15 protein-coding genes are annotated in these 16,109 nt (G+C 72.9%); 10 read left to right on the top strand and 5 right to left on the bottom strand.

Annotation, left to right across the window (positions count from 1 at the left end; all coding sequences use genetic code 11):
* The 8 genes from JIG36_RS10665 (at position 1) to JIG36_RS10630 (ending at position 6,368) form a co-directional block, all read left to right on the top strand.
* Positions 1-1,416, top strand: coding sequence for a hypothetical protein (locus JIG36_RS10665; RefSeq protein ID WP_203375944.1), 1,416 nt, complete (start codon positions 1-3; stop codon positions 1,414-1,416).
* Positions 1,417-1,497: 81 nt separating this feature from the next.
* The gene (locus JIG36_RS10660; RefSeq protein ID WP_203375943.1) at positions 1,498-2,724 is read left to right on the top strand and encodes an RICIN domain-containing protein; all 1,227 of its coding nucleotides are present in this window, start codon (positions 1,498-1,500) and stop codon (positions 2,722-2,724) included.
* Between the two features lie 17 nt (positions 2,725-2,741).
* The gene (locus JIG36_RS10655; RefSeq protein ID WP_203375942.1) at positions 2,742-3,095 is read left to right on the top strand and encodes a bleomycin resistance protein; all 354 of its coding nucleotides are present in this window, start codon (positions 2,742-2,744) and stop codon (positions 3,093-3,095) included.
* 108 nt (positions 3,096-3,203) lie between these two features.
* A complete protein-coding gene (locus tag JIG36_RS10650) occupies positions 3,204-3,422 on the top strand; it encodes a hypothetical protein (RefSeq protein ID WP_203375941.1) in 219 nt (72 codons plus the stop codon).
* Between the two features lie 15 nt (positions 3,423-3,437).
* Entirely contained in the window at positions 3,438-3,734 is a 297-nt protein-coding gene (locus tag JIG36_RS10645) for a hypothetical protein (RefSeq protein WP_203375940.1), read from the top strand.
* The gene (locus JIG36_RS10640; RefSeq protein ID WP_203375939.1) at positions 3,731-4,171 is read left to right on the top strand and encodes a hypothetical protein; all 441 of its coding nucleotides are present in this window, start codon (positions 3,731-3,733) and stop codon (positions 4,169-4,171) included. Before JIG36_RS10645 ends, JIG36_RS10640 begins: the two co-directional genes overlap by 4 nt.
* Before the next feature lie 301 nt (positions 4,172-4,472).
* Positions 4,473-5,099, top strand: coding sequence for a Crp/Fnr family transcriptional regulator (locus JIG36_RS10635; RefSeq protein ID WP_307872654.1), 627 nt, complete (start codon positions 4,473-4,475; stop codon positions 5,097-5,099).
* A gap of 201 nt (positions 5,100-5,300) precedes the next feature.
* Positions 5,301-6,368 carry a helix-turn-helix transcriptional regulator gene (locus JIG36_RS10630; protein WP_203375937.1) on the top strand — a complete coding sequence of 356 codons (1,068 nt, stop codon included), beginning with the start codon at positions 5,301-5,303 and terminating at the stop codon, positions 6,366-6,368.
* Here the strand turns inward: JIG36_RS10630 and JIG36_RS10625 are convergent.
* Genes JIG36_RS10625 through JIG36_RS10605 form a run of 5 tightly spaced genes read right to left on the bottom strand, consistent with a single transcriptional unit; the run spans position 6,286 to position 11,192 of the window.
* Positions 6,286-7,305, bottom strand: a complete 1,020-nt coding sequence (locus JIG36_RS10625; protein ID WP_203375936.1) for an FAD-dependent monooxygenase — start codon at positions 7,303-7,305, stop codon at positions 6,286-6,288. The genes JIG36_RS10630 and JIG36_RS10625 overlap by 83 nt on opposite strands.
* Positions 7,305-8,579, bottom strand: coding sequence for a phenylacetate--CoA ligase family protein (locus JIG36_RS10620; RefSeq protein ID WP_203375935.1), 1,275 nt, complete (start codon positions 8,577-8,579; stop codon positions 7,305-7,307). The genes JIG36_RS10625 and JIG36_RS10620 overlap by 1 nt, the downstream gene beginning before the upstream one ends.
* Positions 8,564-9,328 (bottom strand): amidohydrolase family protein, encoded by a 765-nt coding sequence (locus JIG36_RS10615; protein WP_203375934.1) that lies wholly within the window; start codon positions 9,326-9,328, stop codon positions 8,564-8,566. Before JIG36_RS10615 ends, JIG36_RS10620 begins: the two co-directional genes overlap by 16 nt.
* A complete protein-coding gene (locus JIG36_RS10610) occupies positions 9,325-10,422 on the bottom strand; it encodes a 3-dehydroquinate synthase II family protein (RefSeq protein ID WP_203375933.1) in 1,098 nt (365 codons plus the stop codon). Before JIG36_RS10610 ends, JIG36_RS10615 begins: the two co-directional genes overlap by 4 nt.
* Positions 10,419-11,192, bottom strand: coding sequence for a 2-amino-3,7-dideoxy-D-threo-hept-6-ulosonate synthase (locus tag JIG36_RS10605; protein ID WP_203375932.1), 774 nt, complete (start codon positions 11,190-11,192; stop codon positions 10,419-10,421). The genes JIG36_RS10610 and JIG36_RS10605 overlap by 4 nt, the downstream gene beginning before the upstream one ends.
* A gap of 459 nt (positions 11,193-11,651) precedes the next feature.
* Between JIG36_RS10605 and JIG36_RS10600 the strand changes: the two genes are divergently transcribed.
* On the top strand, positions 11,652-14,435 hold the full coding sequence (locus JIG36_RS10600) for an AAA family ATPase (protein ID WP_203375931.1): 2,784 nt from the start codon (positions 11,652-11,654) through the stop codon (positions 14,433-14,435).
* A gap of 96 nt (positions 14,436-14,531) precedes the next feature.
* Positions 14,532-16,082 (top strand): FAD-dependent monooxygenase, encoded by a 1,551-nt coding sequence (locus JIG36_RS10595; RefSeq protein ID WP_236046623.1) that lies wholly within the window; start codon positions 14,532-14,534, stop codon positions 16,080-16,082.
* Positions 16,083-16,109: the final 27 nt, after the last annotated feature.

The raw sequence follows: 16,109 nt of genomic DNA, 5'->3' as shown, positions 1-16,109 counted from the left end.
GTGGATACCGTTGGGACGCTTCTGACCCGCCTGATCGGGGACAGATCGGTGACGGCCGTGGCCGCCCGCGCCCACATCTGGCCGGGCCGTCTCCGCAAGTGGATGTCGGGCGCGGCCGTGCCCTCGACGAGCACGCCGCTCACGGCCGTCGGCAATGTGTGCGGCGCGAACGAATGGCAGCTGGGCGAGCTCGTCGACGCCTGGTACGTGCAGACCCACCCGCCGATCGAACTGCGGCACGGCGGCTTCGTCTTCCACGACGACCGGCGGGCGGCGCCGGGCGTCCGGCCCGACGACCTGTGCAACGCGGCCCTGCACGCGGTCTGGCGGCGCACCGGGCAGCTGTTTCCCGACCCCGGCCAGGATTTCCGGGGCGCCGTGCGGGCGCTGCGCGACTGGCAGCTCGGGCGGCTTGTCGCCGACGACGAGCTGCGCGAGGAGATCCGGCGCGAGCTGGCCCCGGAAGCGCCCCGGTCCGCCGACCCCGACGCGCTGGAGCGGCGGATCGGGGCCGAGATCGCGGTGGGATACGAGCAGGGGCGGTCCCGGCGGGCGCTCGACCTGATCGGGGCCGGCCTGCTGCACCCGGACGAGGGGATGCGGTCCCGGGCGCGGGAACTTCTCACGACCACCCCGCCGCCCCCGCTCGACGAAGCGGAACGACAAGCCGTCCTGGCCACCGCGGCGGGCGGCACAACTCCGGAATGGGCACACGCCGTGGCGCCGGCCGACCGGGAGGTGGTGGAGCACGGGATCCGGGAGTGTTACCGCCTGGCCGGTCTGGACGGACCGGAGTCGATCGTGTGGGTCGACTCGCCCTACACCGGCGTTCTGCTGCGCCGGCTGGCCGAACCGCTCTATGACACCACACTGTGGAGCCGCAACGACCGCATCCGCGACGTCGAGACCGTGACCATCCGCTACGCCGACGACCTGCGCCTACGGATGCAGCGGGAACTCAACCACCTGCTCGGCCGCCAAGGCCACGACCCGGCCCCGCGCGGCCCGCTGGCCCCGCTCAGCCAGCAACTCCGGCTGACGGGACGACCCGACCTGGTGGCGACCGATCCGCAGCGCGCGCGGCAGGCCCTGGTGGAGGCGGCCGCCCGGCTGCCCGGGCCGCGTCCCGCCCTGGGCGACGGCGACCCGCTGCCGGCCGACAACAACGACCGGTACTTCCATCTCGGCGGGCAGGGCGTCGCGTCGTGGATCGGTGAGTCGTCCCGGCTGGTGGAGGGGCTGCAGGCGGCCGGCGCTCCGCTCGGCGACCTGCCGTCCCGCTTGGCCGCCTATCGCGACGCCAACACCGCGGGCCCCTGGTGGCCGGGGTCGCGGCTGGTGATCGTCAGTGAGCGCCCGGTCTCGATCGACCCCGGGCCGGTGCGCTGGACGGACGGAACGACATTCGGCAACTGACTTTACAGTTGCCCTTGTATTAAGCGCTGTCGATGCCTCAAGCTGAGGGCCCGTCCCCCTCTCATCCCCAGAGGTCTCGCCATGCGTCTGCTCAAACGCGCCCTCGTCCTGGCCTTACTGGCCGTCGCCGCCCTGGCCACCCCCGCCCAGGCGGCCGAACCGTTCAAGGTGCTCGCCTTCTACAACGGCACCTGGGACGCCGCCCACATCGACTTCGACAAAGAGGCCCGCGAGTGGTTCCCGCGGGCCGGCGCCCAGAACGGTTTCACCTGGGAGGCCACCACCGACTGGAGCCGGCTCAGCGCGACCGGGCTGGCCGGGGTCAAGGTGGTGATGTTCCTGGACGACGCTCCCCCGGCCGACCGGCGGGCCGCGTTCCAGCAGTACATGCAGAACGGCGGCGGCTTCCTCGGCTTCCACGTCAGCGCGTTCACCACCAACGCCAACGAGTGGAGCTGGTACTACAACACGTTCCTGGGCTCGGGGAACTTCGCCACCAACACGTGGGGCCCGACCGCCGAGACCCTGCGGCTGGGGACCCACCCGACCACGGCCGGTCTGCCCGCGACCATCGGTTCGGCGGTCAGCGAGTGGTATTCGTGGAGCCGTGACCTGCGGCAGAACCCCGACATCGACATCGTGGCCTCGATCGACGCGTCCAGCTTCCCGGTCGGCACCGACCCCAATCAGCAGTGGCGCAGCGGCTTCTATCCGCTGATCTGGTCCAACCGCAACTACAAGATGGTCTACACGAACTTCGGCCACAACGCGATGAACTACGAGACCAACACCCGTACGTCGTCCACGTTCGCCAGCGCCCAGCAGAACCAGTGGCTGATCAACGCAATCCTGTGGCTGGGCGGCGGCTCCTCGTCACAGCCGCCTCTCACGTGGCAGCCGCTGGTCAACAAGGGCAGCGGCAAGTGTGTCGACGCCCGCTCGGCCGGCACCACGAACGGAACGGCCATCCAGCAGTACGCCTGCAACGGTTCGACGGCCCAGCAGTTCCAGCTGGCCGACACGACGAACGGCTACGTCCGCATCAACGGCCGCGGCAACCCCGCCCAGGCGCTCGACGTCACCAACGTGTCCACGGCCGACAACGCGCCGATCCAGACCTGGACGTACGGCGGCGGCGCCAACCAGCAGTGGCTCCCGGTCGACGAGGGCGGCGGTTATTACCACCTGGTCAACCGCAACAGCGGCAAGTGCCTCGACGTCCCCGCCGCATCCACCGCCGACAGCATCCAACTCGTCCAGTACACGTGCAACGGCACGGCTGCGCAGAGTTTCCGCCTCACCCGCTGACCTTCTATGGTGACGCCATGGCCGCCTTCGAGTCCGTCGCCCCGATCATCCCCGTGAGCGACCTCGAGGCGGCCCTGGCGCGCTACCGATCGCTGGGTTTCACCACCCGCTCGTACGACGGCTCCGAGCCCTACGGTTTCGTGGACCGCGACAACGTCTCCCTGCACCTGACCGAGTCCCCCGGCCACGACCCCCTCACAACGGCGTCGATGGTCTACCTCTACGTCAGCGACGCCGACGCCGTGCACACCGAGTGGTCCGGCGCCGAGGGCCGTCTCTCCCCACCGCGCGACACGCCGTGGGGTTTGCGCGAGTTCGCCTACGTAGACCCCGACGGCACCCTCCACCGCGTCGGCTCCCCACTCCGCTAGGGGTTCACCCCTGCACTGTCGGCACCACGGCCTCTTCGCCTTCACTTCAGTGGTCACCGCAGTTCCTCGAACGAGGATCGCTTCCCTGAACTGATTGCCGGAAACGCCATGTGGGATTTCCTGTCCGACCTGTTCGGCGCCCTGTCGAACGGACCAGGCTATTTCCTTGTCGTCGGATCGATTCTGTGCGGCGTCACCGCCTTCCTGCGCAACGCGCACAACAAAGGAATCGACGGGTGGGACGTCATGCTGATTCTCGGCCTGGTCGGGGCGTCCGCGATCTACTGCTTCGTGGTTCTGCTGGTGCTTTCCCACCCTCATCCCTGACCGAGGAAGGCCGCCATGCAACCCCAGGAACCCCTGACGATCACCACCGAGGAGCTCAAGGCGCTGATCGACGCGGTTCTGCGCGTCGAAATCGCGGTAACCCGGCTGGAACTCGCGGTCGGTAACATCCGCCCCCGCCGCGCGATCACCCCGGCGCACCGGACGCCCCCGCTCCCGGTCCCGCACGCCGAACGCGTCGCGTTACGTGACGCGCTGGCCGCCAACAAACTCGAGATGACTCTCGGCCTGGTGGCCGGAATCGTCGCCCTCACCCTCGTGATCGCCACCCTTTTCACCAGGACGTCGATATGAGCCGCAGCAGCGCCGCCTTCTGGGTCGTGTTCGGATTTCTCATCAGCATCGTCGACGCCTGGCTGTCCATTCAGTCGATGGCCGGAATGATGCACGCCGTCACCGTGATGGGTTATGTCTTCGCGGCGATCGTCGGCGTCGCGCTGACCGCCTTCGCCGTCCTCCTGCCGATCATGATGGCGGCCCACCGCAACGCGCCCGTCCTGCTCGTCTGCGTGTGGGTCGTCCTCACGGTGGCCGACGTCGGCACCAGCGTCGTCGGGGTGATCTGGTACGTGCGGCTCGGCCACCCACTGACCGTGCCGGTCGACCTGACCGAGTTGCACTACGCGCCGGCGAACTGGATGACCACTCTCGGATACATCGCCTCGGTGCTGATCGTCGCGTGGTGCTGCGCCCAGTTCGGCCGCGCGCTGCTGGCGCTGCGGAAGTCCTAGACGTCGGGCGCGGTGGCGTATCCGTTGCGGATCGCCCACCGCGCCAGCGCCCACCGGAAGTCCCCGCGCCGCGGGCCGCCGCAGCATCTTGACGGCGACCGTCAGGGGCGACGCCAGCCCGCCGTGGTAACGCGCCCGCCAGGTGACGCCCTCGCCGCCGGTGATTCCGGTGGCCGACCATCGGCGGGCACCGACCGTATTGCCCGGGTATCGGGCCTCGTGATTGAGTGGGGGCGCCACGACACTCTGGGGGTTCCTCGTGTGGGCGGCGGGCACCTTTCTCGGCAGTCTTCCCTCCGAGGTGGCCAGGGCTCTGGTCGCGCGCAGCGTAAGGCGGTCGTTCGCGGCCGGGCGGGTGCTTCTGCGCGAAGGCGCCCGCGACTCGCACGTTTTTCTTGTGCTCAGTGGATTCGTGAAGGTCAGCACGGCCGCCGACGGGGTCGAGACGTTGCTCGGGATCCGGCTTCCGGGTGAGGTGGTCGGAGAGATCGGGGCACTGACCGGTGTGCCGCGCACCGCCACCGTCAGCGCGTCGGGGCCGGTGCTCGCGGGGCAGGTGCAGCGGGGCGACTTCGAGGGCTTTCTGCGGCAGCGGCCCGACGCGGCGGCGCTCGTGGCGGCGGCGGTGGCCCGGCAGCTGCGGTGGGCGAACCGGCGGCGTACGGACATCGCGGCCTTTCCGGCTCCGATCCGGCTGGCGCGGGTGCTCTCCGAGATGGCCGAGGTCTGCGGCCGGGAACGGGACGACGGCTCGGTCGAGCTGCTGGTGCCGTTGAGCCAGGCCGATCTGGCCGCCATGGTGGCGATCGCGCAGGCGACCGTGCACAAGGCCCTGCACGAGCTGCGCGACCGGGGGCTCATCACCACCGGCTACCGCCGGATCGTCATCACCGACCCGGAGAAGTTACGCCACATCGCGGAACCGTGAGCGGAACTGTGAGCGGTCCTGTGAGCGGAACTGTGAGCGGTCCTGTGAGCGGAACTGTGAGCGGTCCTGTGAGCGGAACTGTGAGCGGTCCTGTGAGCGGAACTGTGAGTCGGAAAGCCGCAATCCCCTACCAGTAGCCAATCCTCGGGCCGCCGCACCTACACGATCGGGTAGGGACGACACCCGGACCGAGGAGGGGCGATGTTGTTCGGACGCGACGAGGAGCTGCGGCAGATCGCCGCCGTGCTGGAGAGCCCGCGCGGGGGGCGGCTCCTGGTGCTGGCGCTGGAAGGGCCCCGGGGCAGCGGCCGCACCCGGCTGCTCGACGAGACCGCCCGGCTGGCCCGGCAGCGCGGCATCACCGTGTTCGCCGAGCCGGAGTGGGCCGGGGCGGTCGGTTCGCGGCAGGTGCTGCGGACGGTCGGCGACCGCCCGGGCTCGCTGCTGTTCCTCGGCGACCACCCGCGCCGCATCGACCCGCGCGCCTGGGCCGTGCTCGACCTGCTGGCCGAGACCACGCCGACCCTGGTCGCGCTGACCGGGCCGGCCGAGGGGGCGGTGCACCTGCCGGCGGCCGACGTGCACCGGATCCGGGTCACGCCGCTCGCCCCGGCCGCGCAGGCCGAGTTCGTCGCGCAGCTGGCCGGCGCCCGGCCCGGCCCGCAGCTGGTCGACCTGTGCCGGGTCGCGTCGGGCCGGCCGGGCTGTCTGCGCGAACTGGTGCGGGGGCTGGACGAGGAGGGGCTGCTGCACATTGCGGGCGGCTGGGCGGTGGTGCGCGCGGTCCGCCTGCCCCGGCGGTCCGAGGCCGCGCTGCGCGGGCAGGTGGCGTCGGTGTCGCCGCCGGCCCGGCATCTGCTGCAGGCGGCCGCGACCCTCGGCGAGTCGTTCCCGCTGATGCGCCTGGCCCGCCTGATGGGTGTGGGGCCGGTGACGATGCTGCCCGCCCTGGAGGAGGCGCTGGCGTCGGGGTTGCTCGGCGGCGACGGTGAACTGCTCGCGTTCGGCCACGAGCTGGTGCGGGCGGCGGTCGAGGCGACTCTGCCCCGCCCGGTCGCGGCGGCCCTGCGGGTGCGGCCCGACTGGGAGTTGCTGAGCCCGCGCGAACGGGAGGTGGCGGAGCTGGTGCGGCAGGCGCTCACCAACCGCCAGATCGCCACCCGCACCGGGATCAGCGCCCACACCGTCAACTACCACCTGCGGCAGATCTTTCAGAAGCTGGGGATCGGGTCCCGGGTGGAGCTGGTGGCACTCTGGCCCACTGATTGAGGTCGCGGACGCGCTGTGAAGGCCCGTCCGGCAGGTGGTAGTCCCGGGCCGCGGCCAGCCCGGCCGCCGCCACCCGGGCCACCCGCGCCGGCCGGGCGCCCGGATAGCCGCCGAGGTCGGCCGCGAGCGCCTCGGCGTCCTCCAGGGCCTGACACGCCCCCTGGGCCACGAACGGCAGCATGGGATGGGCGGCGTCGCCGACCAGCAGGATCCGGCCCCGGCGCCACGCCGCCCGCGGCCGGTCGAACAGCTCGTGCCGCTGGAACGGCCCCACGAGCAGGTCGCGGGCCGCCGGATGCCAGCCGTCGAACGCTTCCAGCAGCGGCACGTCGGTGGGCACGACCGCGACCACGTTCATGCTGCCGTCACCGAGCGGATAGCTCACCAGGTGGCTGCCGGGCCCGAGCCGCACGACGACCCGGTCGAGAGTCGCCGGGACGACGGCTCGGTAGGCGGTGAATCCGCTGGGGCGCAGGCGATCCGAGACCACGGCCCGCCGCACCACCGACCGCAGCCCGTCCGCCCCGATCACCGCGTCGGCGGTCATCCGCGTCCCGTCCCCGAGCGACACCACGACGTGGTCGCCCCGGTCGTTGACGCCCGTGCACCCGACCCCGGGGCGCACATCCACGCCGGCCAGCAGCTGCCGGTGCAGCACCGACCGGCGCAGCGTGTAGTAGGCCTCGCCCAGATCGACCGAGGCGATCAGCGAGTCGTCCCGCCAGCGCCGGATCTGCCGCTCGACCGGCCGGGCGGCCGGACGCAGCACCACGCCGAGCCGTTGCAGCACAGCGGCCCCGTTGGGTGCGATCTGAATTCCGGCGCCGTCGGAGAACGAGGGCGAACGTTCGAGCACGACACAGTTGACGCCACGCCGGGCCAATGCGGCCGCTACGGCCAGCCCGCCGATGCCGGCCCCGACCACCACGATGGTCATCAGTAGTACTCCAGGGCCTTGTCCCAGTCCTCGCCCTCGCGGAACAGACTGCGCGGCTTCATCACCTCGGGCTCGGCGGTCAGCAGCCGCGACGGCACGAGCGAGCCCGGTGGCAGCGCCTCGACCGAGGCGTCGATCCCATGCGCCCTCGTGACGGCGTCCCGGAGTTCGGATGCACAAGCAGAGGGGCCCTCAACCTGAACGTGCAACGCCGATCCCGAAGCCCGGGCCCGCCAGAACAGCACCCCGTACTCCGCGGGCAGCCCGAAGACCAGGTCCTCGACGTCCCCCTGGGTCAGGCCGCTGGGCGCGGTCCAGGCCGAGCGTCCCAGGACCCGTACGACGGGAAGCGCCCAGCCACACGCACAGTCCACGTCGGACACCTCGACCGCGTCCTCGAGGTTGTAGCGCAGCAACGGCATCGCCTCGCGATAGAGCGGCGTCACCACCAGCTGCCCCCGCCCGGTCGGCGTGGTCTCGCCGGTCACCGGGTCGTGCACCTCGAACACGGCCCGGTCGGCCCACAGGTGCAGCCGCCCGGCGGGGCATTCGCCGGCCAGGCTCCCGGTCTCGGTGGCGCCGTACTCCTCGACCACCGGCGCGTTCCAGATCTCCGCGATCCGCGCCTTCTTGGCCGGCCCGAGCGGGTCACCACCCACGAACAGGGCCCGCAGCCTCGGAAAGTCGGCTTCCGGCCGCAGCCCGCGGGCGTGCGCGGCGGCCGCCCAGATCAGCGTCTCGGTCGCCAGCGACCAGGTCAGGGTCACGCCGAGGTCGTGCAGGACCCGGACCACTTTCGCGTACGGCATGGCGAGTGACCGGTTGTCGGCCGGCACCACGGTCGCGCCCCGGGAACGGGCGGCCGCCTGCGCCAGGTGACCGGTGATCATCAGCGCGTACGGCGTACGGACCATGAACGTGTCGTCCGGGAAGATGCCCACGTGTTTGCGGGCGTACCGGTCGATCAGGTCCTGCCAGTCGCCCGGCGTGTAGTAGGAGGCGGTCGGTGTGCCGCTGCTGCCGCTGGACTCGTGGTAGGTCGCCACCTCGGCCCGGTCGACCGCGAGCATGCCGAACGGGTACGCCTCACGCAGGTCCCGTTTGGTGGTGAGCGGGCAGTCGGCCAGATCGGCCGGAACTCCACGCCGCGCGTAGAACGGCGATCGCGTCGCCGCGTCGAGGGCGCGGCCGAGCCGGGCCTCCTGGATCCGCCGCAGGCCCTCCCGATCGGTCCAGTCGCCGAGCCGGGGCAGCCCGGTCACGGTCGTGTCCATGACGCCTCCCATCCGAGCACCCGGCACGCGTTCGCGCCGAGAACGGCCTCCCGGTCCGACGGGCCGAGGCCGAGGGCGGCCACCTTGCACAGCTCCACCTCCGGTGCCTGCAGCGGGTATTCGGTGCCGAACAGCACCCGGGCCGCGCCGAGCCGGGTGACGGCCAGCCGCGCGGTGACGGTGAGGCAGCCGGAGATCTCGGCCAGCACGTTGGGCCGGCCCTCGACCGTGTGCAGGCCGGCGATGTCGAGGCCGGTGTGCCCGCAGTGCCCCCACACGAACGTCACGCGCGGGAACCTGGCGGCCAGCCGCACGAGGTCGGCCGGTCGGGCCCCGGGCTGGGCCACCGTCACGACATAGACGGGATGCCGCGCGGATTCGGCGATCGCGACCAGTTCGGCGACGGCCGGATCGTCCAAACGTCCACCGTGGACGGCCGGTGAGATCTCCAGACCCCGGAAGTCAAAGGCGTGTTTCCCGTACGCCTCCACGTCCCGTACGGGATCAGCGAAGTAGAACGGAAGCAGCCGCCCGGCCGACCGTTCGCACGCCCGGAGCACGCCCTCGTTGTCGGCCGCCGCCTCGGTGCGCCCGCCGTCGTCGAGCTGCCGCGCCAGCCGGTCGAGCGGAAGCAGCCCGCCCGCACAGACCGCCGCCCGGTCGATGCCGGCCGCGTCCATCACCGCCAGCAGCCGCCCCGGCTCGGCGTCACCCGGCTTGATCCGCGCGTGGAAGTCGACGACGGTCATAGCTCGTGGCACAGTTCGTCGATCGGGTAGCCCACATGGCGTTCCCGGCCGGGGAGGTGGCCCAGAATCTCGTCGCCGGCCCCCAGTTCGGTCGTGTTGAGCACCGCGCCGCCCGGCCCGAGCACCCGCACGTGCCAGTCGTCCTGCACGATCAGGTTGACCGGCCCGCCGTCGGGGGCGGTGGCGTCGATCGCCAGCAGCGGGCGGGTCTCGATCTTCACCCGGCCCACGGTCACTTTCCGCGTACGCCCGTCCGCGCCCACGGCCAGCACGCTGTCCCCGGCCGACAGCTCGCTCAGATAGCGGGTGTGTTCCCCGTCGGCCAGCGTGTACGACATGATCGCGCCGGCGTTGACGCGGAACGGCCGGGTCGGCATGTAGGGCAGCGGGTGGGTCTCGCTGACGCACAGCATCAGCGCCCGGGCCCACGAGCCGACCAGGATCCCCTCGTCGGGCCGCAGCAGGGCGCAGGTGTCGACGCAGGCCCGTTCCCCGGTGCCGACGTGCCGGATGCCGGTCACCGTCATCGTCACCAGATCGAGCTTGGGTGAAGGAGCGCGCACGAGACCGGCCAGCCGGGTCGGGTCGCCGGGCCGGGGCGCGGTAAGCATGACGCCGTCAGGCCCGCGCTCGAGCACGCTCAGCTGCACGACCGCGTCGTCCACGCCGGCCGCCGCCGTGACGATGGTGCCGGCCGAGCGGTCGCCGGCGGCCAGGACGATCTCCATCGGGATGTTGGTCGGGTCGGCGAAACTGAGCAGGGTCACCCCGTCCCCGCGTACGGCGTCGCAGGCCCGCTCCAGGCTCGCGCGGTCGGTGACGTCGTGCCGTTCGCCGAAGCGCACGCCCGGATGCCGCCCGGTGTCGACCGTCGTGCCCGGCCCGAGCAGCACCAGGTCGGCCGGGCCGAGGTCGTCGGGCAGCCGCTCCCCGGCGGGGACCAGCACCCGGGTCACGGTCGGGGGCAGCCCGGCCAGGTCGGCCGGGTCGGCGGCCACGACGGCGTCGAACCGGTGGTGCACGGCCTCCTCGACCACGGCCCGCTTGGCGTCGCCGGCGGCACGCACGTCGAGCCAGCACAGCTTCGGGTTCACCGCACACCGGCCGGGGTCCGGTCGCCGTGCGCCAGGGCGGACAAGCGGCGGGTGACCGCGCCCGGGTCGTCCGCGGTGAAGACCGTGCGGCCCACCGCGAGCCCGGCCGCGCCCGCCCGCAGGGCCGTCTCGAGGACTTCGAAGGAGGCGTGGCCCCCGGCCGCCAGCACCGGCACCGGGCAGCCGGCGGTGATGCGGGCGATCGCCGCCGGGTCGTCGGGCAGGGCCGTCTTGACCAGGTCGGCGCCGAGCTCGGCGCCGACCGCCAGCGCGTGGGCGACCAGCTCGGGGTCGCGGCCGTCGGTGATGCCGGGACCCCGCACATACATCATGGCCAGCAGCGGGACGCCCCAGCGGTCGCACTGCTCGGCGGTGCCGGCCAGGTGGGCGATCTGCCGGTCCTCGGTGCGCGAGCCCACGTTGACGTGCACGCTGACCGCCTCAGCCCCGAGCCGCAGCGCCTCGGCGACGGTGGCGACCGGGTATTTCGCGTCGGGGTCGGAGGCCAGGCCGGTGCTGGCGTTGAGGTGCAGGATCAGCGACATCTCGCGGAAGCGGTCGGGGCGCACCCGCCGTACGGCGCCCTTGTGCAGCACCACGGCGTCGGCGCCACCGTCGGCGAGGCGGGCCAGCAGGCCGTCGAGCGTGCCCCGGTGCGCCAGCGGGCCGCCGCTCATCGCGTGGTCGAGCGGCACCACCAGCAGGCCGGACGGGTGCCGGTGCAACCGCCGCAACCGCAGGCGGCGGGCGAAGGATCCGTGGGCGTGCATGCCAGGGACGCTGCCACGGCCCGGTTCGCGGCCCAACCGCACGAACGAGTAGGCCGCCCACTCACGTGATCCGGCCCGGTCCCGCGCAACCCGGATCGCCTGTCACCCGATCGGGTGAAGTCCAGTCACCGATTCCGGTCGGATCGTCCTTGACGGACGGACCCGACCGGTGGGTTCCCGGGCTCGTCAGGAGCGCGGGCCGGGTGAGCGCCGGCGCCCGTGCGGGTGACCGGCGGCCCGGCGCCGGCCCGATCGCGGCGGTGGCCCGGCCCCGGCCTCGATCCATAGAGTTCCATGCGAGTCACCGCTCACGGGACGCGCCGTGGTGACCTCGCCTTCCTTTGATCGATTGGATTTCCGGCGGTCGGCTACGGCAGGGTTCCATCCGGACACCCCTTGGCGGAGGGAGACGGGTTTGCTGCAGCTGCATGCGGCCGGCCACCGGAGCGGTGGTCGCCCATGACCGACCGCATCGTCGGCCGTGACCATGAGCTCGGGCTGCTCCACCGGGCGCTCGACGACACCCGCAAGGGCGCCGGCGGCTGGCACGTGATGCTCGGGCCGCCCGGCATCGGCAAGTCGAAGCTGCTGCGTGCGGCGGGTGACTACGCGTTCGAGAACGACATCGCGGTGGCCGCCCGCGAGGCGTTCCGGCACGACATGGCGGCCCCGCTGGTCACCATCGCCGGGGCGTTGCAGGCGTGCAGCCCGCCCGCCGGCGACTTCGCGTGGATCTCGGCCGGCGACACCCGCGAGAACGACAACTACGCGCGCATCTACCGGCTGCGCGAATCCCTGGAACGCTACGCGGTCCAGCGCCCGCTGCTGATCGTGATCGACGACGCCCACTGGATGGACGAGCTGAGCGCGCTGGCCGTGCGGGAACTGGTGCCTGCGCTCGCCTCGACGCCGGTGCGGTGGCTGCTGGCCGGCCGTTCGCAGGAGACCACCGGCGCCGGCGCCCAGACGTTGACCTGGCTGGCCGAGCGGGGCGACCCGATCCTTCTCGACGTGCTCGGCGACGCCGACATCGAGCGGCTCTGCGAGGAGGCGCTCGGCGCCCGGGTCGACGCCACCGTGCTGGCGCTGGTGGCCGGTTGCGGCGGCAACCCGCTGCGCGTCGAGCAGCTGCAGTCGGCGCTGCGCACCACCGGGCAGATCGTCGTCGCCGACGGCATCGCCACCGTGGTCGGCGACGACCTGCCGTCCAGCTTCGTGGCCACCGTCCGCGACATCATGCAGGTGCTCTCGCCCGAGGCGCAGTGGCTGCTGCGCGCCACTTCGGTGCTCGACCGTCCGTTCGACCTCGAGACCGCGGCCCGGCTGATGGGCAACGAACCGGCCGGCCTGTTCGAACTGGTCGACGAGGTGACCGCCTCCGGGATCCTGGTCGAGGACAAGGACGGCCTCACGTTCCGGCACGACCTGGTGCACCAGGCGGTGCGCAGCACGCTCGGCGCGGCCCGCTCCCAGCATCTGCACCAGGCGGCTGCGGCCCTGGCCCGCGAACACGGCCGCCCGACCGCCGAGGTCGCCGGGCATCTGCTGCACAGCGGACGCCGGGGCACCGCCACCGCCGTCATCCTGCTGCGCGAATCGGCCGCGGCGGTCGCCACGAACGCGCCCGGCGCCGCCGCCGACCTGATGCTGCAGGCGCTGCACGCCCTCGACGAGACCGACCCGGGCCGCACCGAGCTGATCGCCGACGCGGTCGGGCTGCTCGCCTCGGCGGCCCGGGTCGCGCAGGCCCAGAAGCTGGGCGAGCAGGCGCTGCGGGCCGGCCTGGAACCGCGCACCAAGGCCACGCTGCAACTCGGGCTGGCCGAGGCGTCCAAACACGCGGGGCAGAACCGGCGGGCCGCCGAATATGCCGAGGACGGCCTGAGCCAGCCGGTCATCCCGCCGCCGATGCGGGCCCGCCTGCACGCCATCCTCGCCCACGCCACGTTCTATCTGGACGACTACCGCGCGGCCGACCAGGCCGGGGCCGAGGCCGACCGGATCGGCCGCGAGCACGAGCCCGGCGCCGCCGTGTTCGGCCTGACCGCCCGCAGCCTGGTCGCGCAGGCCGAGGGGCGCCTCGACGACGCCTACGGGCATGCCACCACCGCCACCGACCTGGCCGACCGCGCCGGTGGCGCCGCCGTGCAACGTCACCCCCGCATCTGGCTGGCCAACGCGCTCACGTCGCTCGACCGCTTCGACGAGGCGGCCAAGGCGATCCGCCGCGGCCAGCAGGAGGCCCAGGCGCTGGGCACCGCGTGGGCCCAGCCCCTGCTGCACTACTACGCGGCCGCGCTGCTCGCGGCCCGGGGCCGTCTGGACGACGCGGCCGCCGAGGCCGACGCCGGGGTGGCGCTGGCCGAGCAGCTGACCGCCTACCAGCTGACCGTTCCGCTGCTGGGCACGCTGATCCGCCTGGCCGTCATGCGCGGCGACCTCGTCCAGGCCCGGGCCTGCCGCGAACGGATGGACGAGCTGGCCGCCACCGGCATCACCGCGCCCCCCGAAGACGTCGAGTGGCCGGTCGCGACGATGCTGGCCGCCGAGGGCTCGGCCGCCGAGGCCGTAACCCTCATCGCCCGCGTCTACGACGGTCTGACCGAACGGCCGACCCTGATCGCGCAGGACCCGGCGGCCGCGCCGGCCCTGGTCCGGATCGCGCTCGAGGCCGCCGACCGGGGCCGCGCCACCGCCGTGGTCGATGCCGTGGCCGCGCTGGCCGCCCGCAACCCGGGCTCGCACGCCCTGGCCGGGGCGGCCGCGCACGCCGCCGGGCTGCTGCGCCGCGAACCGCAGCTGCTGCGCCTGGCCGTCGAGCAGTTCCGCCTGGTCGAGCGGCCACTGGCCCTGGCCGCGGCGCTGCACGACCTGGCGGCGCTGCTCCGCGGCTCCGACCGGGCCGCCGCCAAGGCCTGCTACGACGAGGCCCGGGAGTTGTTCGCGCAGGCCGGAGCGGCCGGCGCCGAGCAGCGGCTGGACGAGGAGCTGGGCCCGTGGCGCGGAACGGGCACCCCTGACCCGGTCGAGGCCGGGCCGCCGGAGTGCCTGCCCCAGCTGTCCAGGGCCGAGCGTCAGGTCGCGCTGCTGATCGCCTCCGGCATGACCAACATCGCGGCCGCCCGGCAGCTCCACCTCTCGCCCCACACGGTGGACAGTCACCTGCGCAAGGTCTTCCAGAAGCTGGAGATCCACAGCCGGGTCGAGCTGGCCGTGGTGGTCGCGCGGGAATGTCCCCCGTAATCCCGGATACACGTGATGCCGGTTCCGGCCCCTTGACCCGAGCATGGCGGTAGTGGTTGCCGCCATAACCAACGGGGATATCCAGGAGTCGTCGTCATGCCCGAATCTCGTACGCCCGTGCTTGTCGTCGGGGCCGGTCTGGCCGGCTGTGTGCTCGCGCTGGAACTGGCCCATCACGGTGTGCCCAGCATCGTGGTCGAGCGGGCGTCCAAACCGCCCCGGCATCCCGAGCTCAACCTGGTCACCGGCCGCGGCATGGAGCTGCTGCGGCGGCTCGGGCTGGCCGACACGGTGCGCGCGGCCGGCGACGACGCCGACAGCCCGGCCGCGGTGGTGTGGAGCCGGGCCATCGGCGAGACCCCGGTGCTGGTCAACGCGGTGCCGTCGGCCAACGAGCTGCGGCGGCAATACGCCTGCGACCGCAACGGCAGCGCGCCCGTGGAGCCGTACGTGCTGCTCACGGGGGCCGGGCTGACCACTCGGCTGCGGGATGCCGTACGCGGGAACCGGTTGATCGATCTGCGCGAGGGCTGGACCTTCACCGATCTGCGCCTCGAGGCCGACCGGACGGTGGCGACCGTGCTCGACGCGGCCTCGAGGGTGCGGCACGAGATCGAGGCCGGATACCTCGCCGGCTGCGACGGGGCGCAGAGCACCGTGCGGCGGTGCCTGGGCGTGCCGCTGGAAGACGCGATCACCCCGGCCCGGCACTGCACGGTCACCTTCCGTAGCGAGAGCCTGCAGCACCCGTACCCGGGCCTCTCGATGATCATCGCGGACGGGATGGCGCTGAGCCGGCGGGCCGGCAACGACCTGTGGATCGGCCATCTGCCGCTGGAGGAGGAGGACACCGACGTCAGCGACCCGGCGGCCCTGCTCAACCGGCGGCTCGGCATCCAGGCGTCGGAGATCGTCGGGGTCACCCCCTGGCAGGAGACGCTGGGGGTGGCCGGCACCTACCGGCGCGGCACGGCCTACCTGGTCGGGGAGTCGGCCCACCGGTTCCACCCGCCGAGCGCCACCGTGGACACCTGCCTGGCCGACGCGGTCGACCTGGGCTGGAAGCTGGCGGCGTCGGTGGCCCGCTGGGGTGGACCCGGCCTGCTCGGCAGCTACGAGGGTGAGCGGCGCCGCGAGGCCATGCTGGAACGCGAGACCCTGTCCCGGTCGCTGGAGGCGCGGCAACGGTTCGGCCGCCTCGCCGCCGAGGGCGCCTCCACCGCCCAGCTGGCGGCCGTGCTGCGACGGGAGGCGCCGCACATGAACCCGGCCGGCACCACGGCGAGCCACCACGCCACCTCCACGGTGGTGTGGCACGACAACGCGGGCGCCGGCACCCGCCTGCCCGCCGTCCGGCTCTCGGGCGGCGAGCTGCTGTTCGACCTGCTGGGCCCCCAGTTCACGCTGATCGACCTCACCCACGGCCTCCACGGGCGGCCGCTGGTGGCCTCGGCCGTCGCCCGCGGCATCCCGGTCACGCACCTGCCGGTCGACGACGACCCGCTGCGCGCCGACTGGCGCAGCCGCCTCGTTCTGGTGCGGCCCGACCACTTCGTCGCGTGGCGCGCGCCCGAACGGCCGTCCGACTGGGACGCGATCCTCGACGTCGTCACGGGACACCGCGTGCAGGACCACGTGAACACGTGATGGTGCCGGACGCGGTCGTCCCGCGAC

Source organism: Paractinoplanes ovalisporus (assembly GCF_016834655.1).
Classification (GTDB): Bacteria; Actinomycetota; Actinomycetes; order Mycobacteriales; family Micromonosporaceae; genus Actinoplanes; species Actinoplanes ovalisporus.
The sequence above is the reverse complement of the archived record's forward strand: the minus strand, read 5'-3'. Positions and strand labels throughout refer to the sequence as shown.

Excerpts from the sequence above, each read along its gene's own strand:
- JIG36_RS10660 (WP_203375943.1), top strand. The coding sequence starts at position 1,498 with ATGCGTCTGCTCAAACGCGCCCTCGTCCTGGCCTTACTGGCCGTCGCC.
- JIG36_RS10655 (WP_203375942.1), top strand. The coding sequence starts at position 2,742 with ATGGCCGCCTTCGAGTCCGTCGCCCCGATCATCCCCGTGAGCGACCTC.
- JIG36_RS10650 (WP_203375941.1), top strand. The coding sequence starts at position 3,204 with ATGTGGGATTTCCTGTCCGACCTGTTCGGCGCCCTGTCGAACGGACCA.
- JIG36_RS10645 (WP_203375940.1), top strand. The coding sequence starts at position 3,438 with ATGCAACCCCAGGAACCCCTGACGATCACCACCGAGGAGCTCAAGGCG.
- JIG36_RS10640 (WP_203375939.1), top strand. The coding sequence starts at position 3,731 with ATGAGCCGCAGCAGCGCCGCCTTCTGGGTCGTGTTCGGATTTCTCATC.
- JIG36_RS10630 (WP_203375937.1), top strand. The coding sequence starts at position 5,301 with ATGTTGTTCGGACGCGACGAGGAGCTGCGGCAGATCGCCGCCGTGCTG.
- JIG36_RS10625 (WP_203375936.1), bottom strand. The coding sequence starts at position 7,305 with ATGACCATCGTGGTGGTCGGGGCCGGCATCGGCGGGCTGGCCGTAGCG.
- JIG36_RS10620 (WP_203375935.1), bottom strand. The coding sequence starts at position 8,579 with ATGGACACGACCGTGACCGGGCTGCCCCGGCTCGGCGACTGGACCGAT.
- JIG36_RS10615 (WP_203375934.1), bottom strand. The coding sequence starts at position 9,328 with ATGACCGTCGTCGACTTCCACGCGCGGATCAAGCCGGGTGACGCCGAG.
- JIG36_RS10605 (WP_203375932.1), bottom strand. The coding sequence starts at position 11,192 with ATGCACGCCCACGGATCCTTCGCCCGCCGCCTGCGGTTGCGGCGGTTG.
- JIG36_RS10600 (WP_203375931.1), top strand. The coding sequence starts at position 11,652 with ATGACCGACCGCATCGTCGGCCGTGACCATGAGCTCGGGCTGCTCCAC.
- JIG36_RS10595 (WP_236046623.1), top strand. The coding sequence starts at position 14,532 with ATGCCCGAATCTCGTACGCCCGTGCTTGTCGTCGGGGCCGGTCTGGCC.